This window comes from Mesobacillus sp. (assembly GCF_047739415.1).
GTDB lineage: Bacteria > Bacillota > Bacilli > Bacillales > Cytobacillaceae > Mesobacillus.
This window is the reverse complement of the sequence record NZ_JBIQOE010000024.1, coordinates 1-13,453: the sequence shown is the minus strand read 5'-3', so window position 1 is coordinate 13,453 and position 13,453 is coordinate 1. Positions and strand designations below refer to the sequence as shown.

General features: G+C 42.0%; 14 protein-coding genes, 3 pseudogenes and 1 riboswitch. Of the genes and pseudogenes, 10 read left to right on the top strand and 7 right to left on the bottom strand.

What is annotated here, in order from left to right; all coding sequences use genetic code 11:
• The 4 genes from fdhF to fdhD form a co-directional block, all read left to right on the top strand.
• Positions 1 to 2,136 (top strand): formate dehydrogenase subunit alpha (gene fdhF / locus ACH0QE_RS01780; RefSeq protein ID WP_415799027.1); only part of this gene is annotated, 2,136 nt, incomplete at its 5' end.
• The gene (locus tag ACH0QE_RS01775; protein WP_415799026.1) at positions 2,111 to 2,608 is read left to right on the top strand and encodes a DUF1641 domain-containing protein; all 498 of its coding nucleotides are present in this window, start codon (positions 2,111 to 2,113) and stop codon (positions 2,606 to 2,608) included. The genes fdhF and ACH0QE_RS01775, both read left to right, overlap by 26 nt.
• A gap of 12 nt (positions 2,609 to 2,620) precedes the next feature.
• Complete coding sequence (locus ACH0QE_RS01770; RefSeq protein ID WP_415799025.1) at positions 2,621 to 2,833, top strand: heavy-metal-associated domain-containing protein; 213 nt, start codon at positions 2,621 to 2,623, stop codon at positions 2,831 to 2,833.
• Between the two features lie 233 nt (positions 2,834 to 3,066).
• Positions 3,067 to 3,861 carry a formate dehydrogenase accessory sulfurtransferase FdhD gene (gene fdhD, locus ACH0QE_RS01765; protein WP_415799028.1) on the top strand — a complete coding sequence of 265 codons (795 nt, stop codon included), beginning with the start codon at positions 3,067 to 3,069 and terminating at the stop codon, positions 3,859 to 3,861.
• A 58-nt stretch (positions 3,862 to 3,919) separates the two neighbouring features.
• Here the strand turns inward: fdhD and ACH0QE_RS01760 are convergent, their stop codons facing one another.
• Positions 3,920 to 4,099 carry an H-type small acid-soluble spore protein gene (locus ACH0QE_RS01760; RefSeq protein ID WP_415799024.1) on the bottom strand — a complete coding sequence of 60 codons (180 nt, stop codon included), beginning with the start codon at positions 4,097 to 4,099 and terminating at the stop codon, positions 3,920 to 3,922.
• A 134-nt stretch (positions 4,100 to 4,233) separates the two neighbouring features.
• A complete protein-coding gene (locus ACH0QE_RS01755) occupies positions 4,234 to 6,171 on the bottom strand; it encodes an alkaline phosphatase family protein (RefSeq protein ID WP_415799023.1) in 1,938 nt (645 codons plus the stop codon).
• Between the two features lie 167 nt (positions 6,172 to 6,338).
• Here ACH0QE_RS01755 and ACH0QE_RS01750 point away from each other — a divergent pair, with 167 nt between their 5' ends.
• The 3 genes from ACH0QE_RS01750 to ACH0QE_RS01740 all read left to right on the top strand — a co-directional run bounded on the left by ACH0QE_RS01750 (position 6,339) and on the right by ACH0QE_RS01740 (position 8,816).
• Complete coding sequence (locus ACH0QE_RS01750) at positions 6,339 to 6,896, top strand: YdhK family protein (protein ID WP_415799022.1); 558 nt, start codon at positions 6,339 to 6,341, stop codon at positions 6,894 to 6,896.
• A 412-nt stretch (positions 6,897 to 7,308) separates the two neighbouring features.
• The gene (locus ACH0QE_RS01745; protein WP_415799021.1) at positions 7,309 to 8,475 is read left to right on the top strand and encodes a TraB/GumN family protein; all 1,167 of its coding nucleotides are present in this window, start codon (positions 7,309 to 7,311) and stop codon (positions 8,473 to 8,475) included.
• A gap of 134 nt (positions 8,476 to 8,609) precedes the next feature.
• Positions 8,610 to 8,816: a hypothetical protein gene (locus tag ACH0QE_RS01740; RefSeq protein ID WP_415799020.1), complete on the top strand. Its 207-nt coding sequence runs from the start codon at positions 8,610 to 8,612 to the stop codon at positions 8,814 to 8,816.
• A 371-nt stretch (positions 8,817 to 9,187) separates the two neighbouring features.
• Here ACH0QE_RS01740 and ACH0QE_RS01735 read toward each other — a convergent pair whose 3' ends face one another.
• Both ACH0QE_RS01735 and ACH0QE_RS01730 read right to left on the bottom strand, forming a co-directional pair.
• Positions 9,188 to 9,343 carry a hypothetical protein gene (locus ACH0QE_RS01735; protein WP_170029969.1) on the bottom strand — a complete coding sequence of 52 codons (156 nt, stop codon included), beginning with the start codon at positions 9,341 to 9,343 and terminating at the stop codon, positions 9,188 to 9,190.
• Between the two features lie 60 nt (positions 9,344 to 9,403).
• Entirely contained in the window at positions 9,404 to 9,883 is a 480-nt protein-coding gene (locus tag ACH0QE_RS01730) for a hypothetical protein (protein ID WP_415799019.1), read from the bottom strand.
• 139 nt (positions 9,884 to 10,022) lie between these two features.
• Between ACH0QE_RS01730 and ACH0QE_RS01725 the strand changes: the two genes are divergently transcribed.
• Positions 10,023 to 10,835 (top strand): DUF2935 domain-containing protein, encoded by an 813-nt coding sequence (locus tag ACH0QE_RS01725; protein WP_415799018.1) that lies wholly within the window; start codon positions 10,023 to 10,025, stop codon positions 10,833 to 10,835.
• A 78-nt stretch (positions 10,836 to 10,913) separates the two neighbouring features.
• On the opposite strand, the gene tenA is transcribed toward ACH0QE_RS01725, so the two are convergent.
• The gene (gene tenA / locus ACH0QE_RS01720; RefSeq protein WP_415799017.1) at positions 10,914 to 11,585 is read right to left on the bottom strand and encodes a thiaminase II; all 672 of its coding nucleotides are present in this window, start codon (positions 11,583 to 11,585) and stop codon (positions 10,914 to 10,916) included.
• A 79-nt stretch (positions 11,586 to 11,664) separates the two neighbouring features.
• A riboswitch (TPP riboswitch) is annotated at positions 11,665 to 11,775 on the bottom strand.
• A 172-nt stretch (positions 11,776 to 11,947) separates the two neighbouring features.
• Between tenA and ACH0QE_RS01715 the strand changes: the two genes are divergently transcribed.
• Positions 11,948 to 12,163: a hypothetical protein gene (locus ACH0QE_RS01715; RefSeq protein ID WP_415799016.1), complete on the top strand. Its 216-nt coding sequence runs from the start codon at positions 11,948 to 11,950 to the stop codon at positions 12,161 to 12,163.
• A gap of 383 nt (positions 12,164 to 12,546) precedes the next feature.
• Positions 12,547 to 12,845, top strand: a pseudogene (locus ACH0QE_RS01710) (cytochrome ubiquinol oxidase subunit I); the annotation flags it as partial.
• Here ACH0QE_RS01710 and ACH0QE_RS01705 read toward each other — a convergent pair.
• Both ACH0QE_RS01705 and ACH0QE_RS01700 read right to left on the bottom strand, forming a co-directional pair.
• Positions 12,830 to 12,949 (bottom strand): annotated as a pseudogene (locus ACH0QE_RS01705) (cbb3-type cytochrome c oxidase subunit I); the annotation flags it as partial. The pseudogenes ACH0QE_RS01710 and ACH0QE_RS01705 sit on opposite strands and share 16 nt — an antisense overlap.
• Positions 12,937 to 13,453: pseudogene (locus tag ACH0QE_RS01700) on the bottom strand (cytochrome aa3 quinol oxidase subunit II); the annotation flags it as partial. The pseudogenes ACH0QE_RS01700 and ACH0QE_RS01705, both read right to left, overlap by 13 nt.

Genomic DNA, 13,453 nt, shown 5'->3' with positions numbered 1-13,453 from the left:
GAAATCCTGAAAATCCAGACGAAAACAGAGGCACCGGTCAATGGTATTTCTACCTGTGTAAAAGGGAAATGGGGCTGGGATTTTGTTAACAGTGAAGAGCGCCTGACAAAACCGCTGATCCGTAAAGGGAATGAATTTGTCCAGGCCACCTGGGATGAAGCCCTATCAGTAATAGCTGAAAAGCTTTCCGAAATCAAGGAAGAAAATGGTCCGGATGCTATAGGCTATATCGCATCATCGAAATGCTCGAATGAAGTAAACTTCCTGTTCCAAAAATTCGCAAGTGCAATCATGGGAACCAATCATGTCGACAACAGTTCCAGGTACTGCCAGTCTCCCGCGACTACTGGATTGATGAGGACTGTAGGACTTGGTGGAGATTCGGGTACGATGGAGGATATTATGGCGTCGGAACTTGTAATTGTGGTCGGCGCAAATCCAGCCGAGTCTCACCCTGTTTTGGCCACAAGGATTAAGCGTGCCCACAAACTCCATGGGCAAAAACTCGTCGTTGTGGATTTAAGGGAGAATGAACTGGCACAAAGGGCAGATGTCCATCTCCATCCAAAACCGGGTAGCGATATCATCTGGCTGAGCGCCATTGCGAAATATTTTTTTGACCAGGGCTGGGAGGATGCGAATTTCCTCGCCGAACGTGTAAATGGAGTGGAAGAATTCAAGGCTTCTCTTGAAAAATATACCCTTGAGTATGCTGTTGAGAAATCAGGTCTCACCATGGAGGAACTGCTGCGACTTGCGGAAATGATCAAGGAATCTAAATCTGTCTGTATCCTGTGGGCAATGGGCGTTACCCAGCATATGGGTGCATCTGATACAAGCACTGCCATTTCGAACTTGCTGCTCGTAACCGGAAACTATGGGCGTACTGGTACAGGCGCTTACCCGTTACGCGGTCATAATAATGTCCAGGGAGCCTGTGATTTTGGAACGCTTCCGCCATGGATGCCTGGTTATGAGCCTGTGAATGATGAAGCAGTCAGGGCAAAGTATAAGGAAGCTTGGGGAGTGGACCTTCCGGATAATCCTGGCTATGACAACCACCATATGGTTGAAGCCATCAATAAAGGCAAAATGAAAGCTCTTTATCTGTTCGGCGAGGATATGGCCATCGTGGATGCAAACTCCAACTATGTCCATTCAACCTTTGAAAAACTGGATTTCTTTGTTGTCCAGGATATTTTCTTCAGTAAAACAGCACAATTTGCGGATGTTGTTTTACCGGCAGCCCCTAGTCTTGAAAAGGACGGAACTTTTACAAATACCGAAAGGCGGATTCAAAGATTCTACAAGGTCTTTGAGCCCCTGGGAGATTCCAAGCCTGACTGGCTGATTTTTCAGGAATTAGCGAACCGGCTTGGTGCTGACTGGAATTATCAGCATCCTTCAGAAATCATGGACGAGGCAGCAAAGCTCGCACATATGTTTGCTGGTGTAAGTTATGAGCGGCTAGAAGAGTGGGAGTCGCTTGTCTGGCCGGTAAAAGCGGATGGAACAGACACTCCGCTTTTATATACAGATAAATTTGGATTCCCTGATGGAAAGGCGAGACTTGTGCCTGTTGAGTGGACCGTTCCGTTCGACCCAGGCAAGGAATTCGATCTGCATTTAAACAATGGTAGGATATTGGAGCATTTCCATGAGGGAAATATGACACACAGAACAGAGGGTCTTGTTCATAAGGTTCCTGATGTATGGCTCGAGATCTCACCTGAGCTTGCAGCTGAACGAAATCTCGAGGATGGAGCGCTTGTCGGACTGACTTCCCCATATGGCAAGGTTGAAGTCCGTGTGATTGTGACCGACAGGGTAAAGGGCCATGAGTTGTATTTGCCGATGAATACTTCAGAGGATACCGAGGCTGTGAACAGGCTGACAAGCAGTTATCACGATCTCATTACCCATACTCCAGCCTATAAGGAAATGGGAGTAAAGATGGAAATACTCGAAACTTCCGGAGAGCCTCCACTGCCTAAACATAACCATCGCTATGGGAACAGAATCCCTCAAATCAGCGTGAAGGTTGAGGAAAAGTGGCAGCGGTCTGACTATATTCCAATTTCCGAAATGGATGATATTAAGGAGGGGTATTATGGCGAAAGCGATCAGGCAAATTAGCAGGCAGGTTCCGAACGAAACAGAAGAACGATCCCAGGCTGTTGAAGAAATCTTAAAAGCACTTGCTGACAATAAGGAAGCGGTACTCTCAATGATCGACCTGGCAAAAGAACTCCATGACGTGAAAGTGTTCGAGACAGCCGGGTCCTTGTTGAAGCAACGCAACGAGGTGGGTGTCATTGCCATGCAGCAGGTCAACCAGCCCGCTGTCCATAATGTCATCAAAAGCGGTTTTGGGTTATTCAAGTTTCTTGGCGGATTGCAGCCTTCCCAGCTTGAGACTCTTTTGAATGGCGTTACTCTTGGCTTGAAAAGAATGTCCCAAACCGGAGAAAAAGGAAAGAAGCAAAGTATCTGGAAAATGAGAATCAGGCTTCGCAGTCCGGAGATCCGGGCTGCGATGACCACGATGGTTGATTTTATGGAGGGAATGGGCGAAGCCTTCCTGAGGAGCAGGGAAAAGCGAGAGTAGGGAGGGATCATTGTGCGGGAAGAAACCTTTAAAATCAGCAATTTATATACGACAGAAGAAGCCGAGAAACTCACCCAGGCAATGCTGAACGTCTGGGGAATTTCCCAGGCTGAAGCAAGCGCACAGCACAAAACCATTTCGATCATGTTCGATGAAAGGATGTCATCTTCGGCTGACTTTGAGCAGGCAGTGCGTGAAGCCGGATTTGACCTGATTTGCGACTAATTAAAGAGGTGACGTATATGAGAATATGTGAAGTTTGCGGAAGGAAAGAAGGGTTTGTAGAAAATCAGGAAGAAATATTTCAAGCGGTAAAGCTTCATGTATGTGATAGCTGCAGAGAGGACCGAAAAGTGCCCCCTTTAGGTGACTGGGCGTACTGATTTCTAAAGAAAGCCATCTGGATAAATTAAGGAACATAGTCATGTGCAAATCAGATGAAACGAGGTGGCAAAGCGCTGGAACCAATTGAAGTGAAACGGGAAATCATCCGCTATGGCAACGGGCTTGCAGAACGAGTTGAAGACATTGTCGTTACAGAACATCCTGTAACCATAAAAATCAATGGAACAGAGTTTGCCACTCTGGTTTGCTCGCCGGATTATATTGATGATCTTGTCACTGGTTTTTTGGCATCAGAAGGGGTAATCCGGAAGTACGATGAATTAGAAGATTTATGGATAGAAGGAAAGACAGGCACAGCACATGTTAAAACAAAGAAGGTTAATCCTTATTACCTGAATTTCCAGGGCAAAAGATACATTACATCATGTTGCGGTGCTGGAAGGCAGGGATTTGTCTTTATAAACGATGCTCTGACTGCGAAAAAAATGGACAGGGTACGGGTGAAAATTTCATCACGGGACTGTTTTTCACTGATGAACGAAATGCAGGAAACATCAACTGTGTTTAAAAACACGGGTGGAGTCCATAATGCGGCACTTTGCCAGGCTGGCAGGGTTGTGGTTTCACGCATGGATATTGGCAGGCATAATGCTCTTGATAAAATCTATGGGCACTGCCTGAAAAACAGCATAACGCTTGCAGACAAAGTTCTCGCCTTCAGCGGCAGAATATCAGCGGAAATCCTTTTGAAGGCGTCCAAGATTGGCTGTGAAATTGTATTATCAAAATCAGCACCAACGGACCTAGCCTTAAAGCTTGCAGAGGATCTGGGCATAACAACAATCGGCTTTGTCCGTAAAGATTCCCTAAATGTATACACAGGCCAGGAAAGAGTAACTCTTGACTGAGCCCTTCAAACAAATAACAAGGTAAAAGGAAAAAGGCTCTCCAAGTGGGGAGCCTTCCTCATTTTTCATCCAAACCATCAATAGAGACAAGCTGTCTTTCTTCATGTGTTCCTCTTGGTGAAATGACCGCCATGCTAGAAGTAGAATCGATGCTTTCAATCCAGATAGGGGCTCCATGGTAATGTACAGATATTTCATTTTCCGCGGCCAGTATTTCTTTTACACGTTGTAAATCCATATCAATCACCTCATACTTAAAATATCCATTGATATGTTTAGGTATGTATGGATGTTATTGCGGGTGATATAGGGGCCCTGGAGAATATGGACTCAAAAATGCGAACCAAGTAATTCTTGATTCGCTTTTAAACATTATTCTGTTAGGTTTTGGATTCTTTTACCCTCTACATATTCGGGAGTTTGCAGTCCAAGTAATTCATAAATAGTTGGTGCTATATCAAGATTAGAAATTGGCTTAATCTGTTTTCCTCGACGGATGTCAGGTCCCATTGCCATAAACACGGCACGCAGCTGCTCGCGATTCGGATTCCCGCCATGTGTACCTAACTCGGGTGTTGATTTTAAGATTTTCGATTCCCCCTGGCCCATTATATAACCAGGAGCAGCCATCAATAAAATATCGCCTGCATTACGCTCCTCCGATTTTTTGTTTTGGGATATCTTTTTAATATCCTGGTAGGGGGGGACATCGGCGTTAACAAGATAACCAAATAAATCTTTTGTATTCTCTTTTACACCGTTAAATGAGAAGTTCAGGGTGCTTTTCACTATCTCTTTCAGTTGATGCCTGATGACAGGACCGTTTTCATTCCTGTTTACCTTGATCCCTTTGAAGGCCTGGATGATTTCATTCCGGACTTGTTCATAATCTTCCTCTGGAACTATTCCATGCTTTTCTCTCGATTTCAGGTTGATGTATACGTGTGCTGCCGACCCGCTTGGAATTGCGATCGCTTTTGATTTCTTGTAATCAATCTTTCCGTCGGAATCCAATTCAAGAAGTCCATTGTCTTTTAAAACCTTATTGGGCTCTAATGCAGAATGGGCCGGTTCCATGCCATGGTCGGAAACAATGAAGAGATGGTCGTTCCCGTCCAGTGATTCGACTGTTTTGCCGACGACACTGTCAGCAACTTTATACGACCATTGTATATAATCCATGAATTTCTTAGATTTTTCAGGAGTATATTCTGGCTGCCTTGGATCTGTCAGCAAGTAATTATGCTCCTGATGGTCAATTTGCGGCGCGTAAAACATTAACAAATCCGGCTGGTACTCATTTTTGATAAAAAGGGATACATCTGTTACCCAATTTACGAACCTCTCCGAAATTTCCTCATATTCTTTCCTGGAAATCCAGCCCTTCTCAAGCGCGATGTCATCATCCTGAGGCGGGAAAAAGCCAAAGCGGTCCCTAACCTGTTCTGGAAATCCTTCCGGTCCGTCAATTAAACCTGACGTCACTGCTGAACGGTACATAACAGCTTCCTTTTCCAATGCTGAGTCAGTTGAAGTGAACTTGAACGAGAAACCAGCTGGCTTGTTCTCATTTAACTCAAGGCTGACAGATCCCCATTCTTTTGGACTTACTCCTTTTTTATCAATCTTTTTATTGTCAGAGACGATAAATTTGTCGTAATTTTTTGTCTCATCGTTGCTTGAATCGTACGCAAACACATAGATTTCTTTGTTTTTACTGTCCTCCACCTTAATCTTGAAAGATGTTTCCATCAATGGACTAAAGCTTTTCGGTGTGTTGCTCCAGCCTGATGCCTCTGAAAATTTGAGCTTTTCCTGTTTGCTGGGGGACCATGTATCTCCATAATAAATCGTATAGTCCGCCTGCTTGCCAGTGGAAGGATTTGCCCCGGCAAAAGCGACTGTTGCCGTAGTTTTTCCTTGCTTTCTTGCTGCGACCCAAAGGGGGTCTACCTCAAATTCACTTAAGAAGGCATTTTTCTGATTTGTCAATGCTGCATCTTTCTGCTGCCAGGCATTGCTGACAATTGAAGTTTTAAGTGGAGTTGCGCCGGTCGCGATAGCTGCGTGTGAAGGGGCAGTAAGGGACGGGCTTACCGTTTTTGCATATTTGGCGGAAGTTCCCTTTTCGATAACATTCTTTATATTAGGCAGTTTGCCGTCTTTTACATAACTCTGTGTGAGATCATTGCGCATACCGTCAAAAGAAATAAGAATGACCTGTCGATCAGTTGCCGCTTTTGCCGGTGTTACGTTGATGGATGAAAAAATAATAAATAGAATGATTACTTTTATTAATCTTGTTGTCATAAACTCTCCCTACTTTGATGTTATAAAAGGGATTTACCTATTTTTAAGGTGATTAAAACTTTTTGAAAATTAGCTATTAATTCCCCTAAAATATTCGGTTAGCTGCTCGATAAAATCTGCATAAATTCATGATATAAATTTTTTATTAAATAGGAGGGATCGTAAGTATGAAACTTAACAGTAGGTTAGTAATGGTAATGTTATCAATTACTACTGCACTTTTTTTAACAGCATGCTCTGGAGATGAAGAAAAATCCAACACTGAAGATCACAACAGCCATGCCAATATGGAGCATTCAGGATCAGGTGAATTACCACAAGGTCTGCAGGAAGCCTCGGCTCCAACATACAAAGTTGGCAGCAAGGCCATCATCACGGATGACCACATGCCAGGCATGGATGGAGCAGAAGCGATGATCGTTGGTGCATATGATACTGTTATCTATTCCTTATCCTATGATCCGACAAATGGAGGAGATCGCGTTGAGCAACATAAGTGGGTAATCCACGAAGAATTGCTTGATGCCGGAGACGAACCATTAAAACCGGGTGATGAAGCTACAATCAACACCAAGCATATGGAAGGAATGAAAGGAGCAAAAGCGGTTATTGATTCAGCTGAAGAAATGACAGTATACATGGTCGATTTTACGCCAACAGATGGTTCTGAAAAAGTAACGAACCATCAGTGGGTAACCGAAAACGAACTTTCTCCTGATAAATAAAATCGAAGATTACCAAAATCATGCAGGATTGTCCCTCATTTAGTCTGGGTATATAAGTACTAAGACATGAGGAGGGATGACACATGAAAAAATTAATCAAAACAGCGCTTAAATGGGGACCAGTTCTATATCCTATTGTAAAAAAAATGATGAATAACAGGAAATCATCCTCAATGAAAACAAGCTATTCAAAATAAATTTCAATAGTGGACCGCACAGGAGTCATAAAGTGGCTGCTTTGCGGTCTTTTTCAATTTACGCAAAATGCTCGAATGGTGATCTGTTAGGAGGATTGGCACGTTGGTAAATAATATTTATATTTCAGACTATTGTTCATGTTATAATGGTAGAATGAATCATAAACTATCTATATAAAGTTGGCTTGCATGGGTCTAGTAAAAGGAAGGTATCTATGGGCGAGGAAAATATAACGAGAATTGAAATGAATGGCAAGGAATACATATTGATTGGAACTGCACATGTCTCCAAGCACAGCGCGGAGCAGGTTAAGGAAGTAATAGAAGCTGAGAGGCCAGATTCTGTATGTGTTGAATTGGATGAGCAGCGCTACAAGACAATCTCTGAAGGTTCAAAATGGCAGGAGATGGATATCATCCAGGTCATCAAAGAAAAACGGGCTTCTTTATTATTGATGAACCTCGCTATTTCGTCTTTCCAAAATCGGATGGCGAAGGAACTTGGAATCAAAGCAGGCCAGGAGATGATCCAGGGGATTGAATCCGCGAAGGAAGTCGGAGCTGAACTTGTCTTGGCAGATCGAAATATACAGATTACTTTTTCAAGGATTTGGGGAAATCTTGGCTTGAAAGGAAAGGCAATACTACTCAGCCAGATCATTACAAGCATCTTCAGCCGGGATAGCATCTCGGAAGAAGAGCTGGAAAAGCTGAAGGAACAGGATACGATTAATGCGATGCTGAATGAGTTCACTGAGACATTCCCGAGGTTGAAAAAGCCATTGATCGACGAGCGTGACCAATATTTAGCTCAGAAAATCAAGTACGCACCTGGAGAAAAAATTGTCGCTGTTCTGGGAGCTGCACACGTACCGGGAATCAAAGAAGAGATCAAAAAAGATCATGATTTGAAACAACTAAGAGCGATTCCGCCGAAATCCAATTGGCCAAAAGTCATTGCCTGGAGCATTCCTGTATTGATCCTAGCTATTATCGTTTATACTTTTTTGGCTAACCCTTCAGCCGGATTTGGCCAAACAGTCAGCTGGATCTTATGGAACGGCAGCCTTTCCGCACTTGGAGCTGCCATCGCAATGGGGCATCCACTAACCATTTTGACAGCTTTTATAGCGGCACCGATCACTTCCTTAAATCCTTTGCTTGCTGCAGGCTGGTTTGCCGGTTTAACACAGGCTTATATCCGCAGGCCAAGTGTTAAGGACTTTGAGACACTATCTGAAGATGTTTTTAGTTTAAAAGGATTTTGGCGAAACAAAGTCAGCCGAGTGTTGCTGATCGTCGTACTTGCCAATCTAGGAAGTTCACTTGGAACCTTCATAGGCGGCGCTGATGTCATCAGGGTTTTTATCGAGAATTTATAAAGATTAGAACGAAATCCACATGGTTTCGTTCTTTTTTTTAGTTTGCGAATTAAAGAAGAAAATTGATGGAAAAAGAGGATTTTTGTTACATAAAATGGAATAAGAAAAGGAAAAGATTTTACAGGAGTGATATTTTGAACGTTTTAAAACCTGCCATGTCGATTTCGATCTTAATTCATTTTCTATACATACTAGGTATTCTGTTTTTTGCTAACTTTAACAATATTGCTTTTCCTCAAGGTGAAATTCCAGTCTTTCTGCTGTTTTCAACTTTCGTTTTTGCGGCAATTATCGGCGTGATTCTCTTTGCAATTAACAGCAATACGAATTTGAAAAGCTAGATTGATTCCTTAAGTCCAAAGTAGAAATGGGCAAAAAAAATCATCCTCAATGGTAGGATGACAAGAAGATGAATGTACAAACGTAAGGCGGAATAGCTATTTCGCCTTGTTTTTTGATTTCTTTTGAAACTCAGACTGACGCTTTGCATCCTTTTTAAAAGCTTCCATTGCCTTGCTGTACAATAAGCTCACCTTCAGCACCTCCCATATCATTCTTATTACGTTCGTTCCCCGTGTATACTATTCTAAAACTTAAATTTGAAAAAGATATTTGGTATTATGTTCCTTCTTAGAAGGGAGATAAGAGACCGTTTACTTTTAAGATCCTTAGTAAAGAAGAAAAGACGCCCGGGTTAATGGGCGTCTTCCTGTTACTTTTTATTCACTTGTTTACCGCTTTTTTTCTGGCTTTGCGATTTGGAATTTCCGACCTGGAACTCAGCGCCCAGCTCAATATCATTTCTTTTATCATGCTTTTCTGTCTGTTCTCTTGTTTGATCCCTGTTGTGCATACCTTGTCTCGCCATTCCATTCAACTCCCTTTCCTTGGATTTATCTAATCATTATTATGTTCATTTCAAAAATTATTATTGATGGGTGCTGTCTGAATGTCCCCGAATTACTTTGTCATAAAATACCTGGAATCCATATAGAACTAAGGTTTTGAATAAAAATACTATTGATAACTGGAATTTTGTAAGGCGGACCAATGAAACATAGCCAAATTTCTTGAATATGTCCAGGCAGTAGTAAGTAAATAGTGAGTCAATCAGGATATTGACCAATAAATACAGATTGAATTTTTTATAGGTGTATTTCATGATCCAAAAGGAACCTATAAAAAACGGACCCCATATTAAAGGCATTTCACCCAATACGTTTGGTTTAATTTTAAATGGAAACCACCACCATTTTCTCTTTTCAGCTAACCTTCCTTCAAACATTAGATAAATTCCCATGAACAACGTACCTGGCAGGAACTTTCTGAATGTCTGTTTACCAAGAAGGGGCAGCGACAACCAGGGCAGGACAGCCATTAAAAATATGTAAAGTTTTAGATTTTTCATTAGCAACACCTTTTGGGAGAGAATATGGATTGTTTTTCTTAGTATTTCATATCAGGCTAAAAGTATTAAAAATTTCTTGAGGTCATCATTTCTTTCTTTCTTGAGCAGTAAGTATAAGTAGGAAAAGGAGGGGTAAGAGATGATTTCTCTTTGGGATGAACATTCATTTTGGCTTGAAATGCTGCAGGATCACGCCTATTTTGTCAGGGATGGGTTGTCAGTGAGTGAAAAGGGATATGTGGAAATAGCACAGCAATTCATTGTGCTATATGATAACCTATTAGCTGAATTGCATTCGATACCGCGGCAAGCTGGCCACCAGGACCGTCAAATGATCGATTTTTCCAGAAAAGCGTGGAAGGTTGCTAAAAACTATTATGATTTTGAAGGTACACTGCAATCATTGAGGATAGATAACAAAGTAAATTTAAGCCTGTCGCCTACCTATTTAAATGGTACCTTAAGTGAAAACCAGGAATATTTACGCATATTGAGCTATCTAGTTCAGGGACAGGAACCATTACGGTTGTCAGTTACAGAGATAATGGACCTTTGGCTTGAAGACCAGCTCGGTCATGCTGTGCTTTTTGAAAATTTACTTGACCCGATCGAAGTAGGAGCCAACACAGTCGCACAAGAATACAAACGCAGATTTCAGCTATATATTGTCCAAAATCATCATTTGAAGAATTATTTACGGGTTAAACAGCCTGGATTTGCTCGCCAGCAGGAATTCATTTATGAAGTAGGAAAGACGACGCTGGAAATGAATGAGTTCATTAAAAATATGGTGGAGAAGTACAAAGGAAATACGATTTTGAATAAATCCAATCTGCGCTTCCTCGAGCATCACTTTCCAGAGACATGTTACTTTCTCGCCAATTTAAGCTACTATGAACCAAGGTTGCAGCCTCTAGTGGGGAATTGTTCGTTGTCGAAGCCGTCTTTTTAGGTAAAAAAGTGATGCACGCTGTTCCATTATTGATTAAAAACAACGGGCAAGAAACCCGTTGTTTTTATATGCAAACTTTTAATGTGTAACAGGCCACTTTTCTTGATTATAGGCCATGTCCCAGAACATGAATTCATACTGGCTGCTGATGATAAAATGCTGTTTCATCTTTTCTTGTTCCGATTTTGGCGCTTCCAATGCAAGTACATTTAATCTGCTTAATTGCTCATTTACCAATTCTCTGAACCATTCTCCGCCATATGCATTAATCCATTCTTGATATATTGGGACATTTGGTGTGGATTCCTTTAACAATTCTCCAATTTCATAGTAAATCCAGTAGCATGGAAGGATCGCTGCGATGATTTCAGCAAGGCTTCCAGAAGCAGCAACTCGATAAAGATGTGATGTGTAAGCATAGGCAGTGGGAGAAGGGACGAACTCTTCTAATTCCTGTTTTGTTAATTTCAGTTGCTTTAGGAAATTTTCATGCAAACCAAGCTCAGCCTCATAAGTTCCCATTGAATGAGCTGCCATTCTGGAAGTGGTGAACAAATCAGATGCTCTCGCCGCTCCAATTGCCTGTATCCTGGCAAAATGGGAAAGATAATAAGAATCCTGCAATACATAATAGCGGAAGGAATCCAATGCTAAATTACCATTAGCGATTCCCTTAATAAAAGGGTGGTCAAAATTTGCCTGCCATATTGGCTCTGCTTGGTTTCTTAATTCTTCAGTGAATTTTGTCATTTAATGTTCCTCCTCATCCTTTTTAACCCAATAAAAAAAACCACTTTCAAAGAAAGTGGTTTTATTGGCACAACAAAAAATGTCCCAAAGTCCACTTTCCTACGCTGGTGTAAACCAGATCAGGTTCCAAGGGTCTCAAAGTCTCACTTTAATCTCAGCCTTTAAATCAAAGGCACCCCTAGTGGTAAAATTTAGATATTTATTTCATCTCTAATCATAATAGCATGGCTGTTTTAAGAGTCAAGCAAATAGTTGATTTGTAAATCGTGAAAAAATCGGTGCTAATTGTGAACATTATGTGACATTTTTTATTAAATTCTGTTAATATAAAAAATACATACGAAAAAGTGGGGGAATGAGAAGTGGGAAAACTTCTTATGTACTTTTATTTAATTGTTGGTCTATATTGTCTTGTAAGCGGATTCTTGGCATTGGTATCACATGGATTCCAGCATGCCGTACTTTCGCTGTTCCTTGCGGCATTTAACTTCGCGATGTTTTCTTTATTCCGGAAAGAAGGCAAGCTGCCCCGTTTACGCCTTATCAAAGGACGTAAAAGCGAGATGGCTAAGATTTAGTTCTGGTGTAAAGGAAATCGAGGGCTTTTTTAAAACAAGATAACCTTCGGATAAAGTCCTAGCCGTTCAAGCGGAAGTTGTCCGAAGTCAGGTTAGGTTCGGACAAAATCCCGGCAGCTCAAGCGGAACTTGTCCGAAGTCTGGTCAGGTTCGGACAAAATTTCGGCTGCTCAAGCAGAAATGGTCCGAATTAGGGTCAGGTTCGTTCCCGATGCCCGGACTGAATTCTTTACCGGCAAGAGGGAAGTAGGATGTCCATCCTGCGTCAGGTGTACCCCCAATGATGAACGAAATATTGAACAGCGCTGCGCCGCTCACAGTCAGTCAGAAGCTAAGGGCATTCAGCTAATCTGAAACTGAAGATTCACACGGGGGTGACAACAGTGGGCATTAAGTGGGATGAATTTTTCGTAACTGGTGATCCATTAATTTTCGCATCACAAATCGGGATTGCCCTGACATTAGTTGGTGCATTAGCAGGGTTACCTGTTTTAAAAAATGGAATTACCTTTGATCGGAGTGGTTTACAACGGTTGACCACAAGAAGATTGGGATTATGTATATTCTGCTTGGCGTGGTGATGTTTTTCCGCGGCGGCATCGATGGTCTGATGATGAAGGGCCAGACAGCCGTACCGGAAAATGACTTCCTTAACGCACAGCACTATAACGAGGTATTCAGCGGGAAGGCAACGTCACGGGCACCAATCTGCAGCGGAATCACAAAGTTCATGAGACCAATCAGCAGTGGCATCGCAACAAATAAAATCATGATTACGCCGTGGGTTCTTTATATTTGTAATTATCCTTGTCCTCAAAGATCTTTCCTGGCCACCCATGTCCTCTATCATACATTTCTGGATTCGTGTAGTTCTTTGAATGTGGATCGGAATGGTCGACCCATTCAAGGTGCGTATTCGAGAATGTATTACGGCCAAGGTGGGAAGGCTCAAGCATCTTCTCATATTCCTCCAAAGTCATTTTTGGAGCAGTCTCTTTAACTTCTTTGATCCATTGATCAAACTCCTTTTGTGTCTGGGAAAGCACCTCAAACTCCATGCCTGCATAACCCTGGCCATTAAAGTTCGTGTTCTTGCCTACATAGGATCCAGGATTGTCTGCAACGAGATAAAGCTGGGTTTCAGCTTTTGCCATCGTGTACTTTTGGCCCGCCAAGGCAGGAATCCAGAAGCTTTGCATCGTACCTGCTGAAGTCAGCCTGAAATCAATCGGACGGTCTTCAGGTATATTCACATAGTTGACTGTTTCAATTCCTTGTTCTGGATAGCTG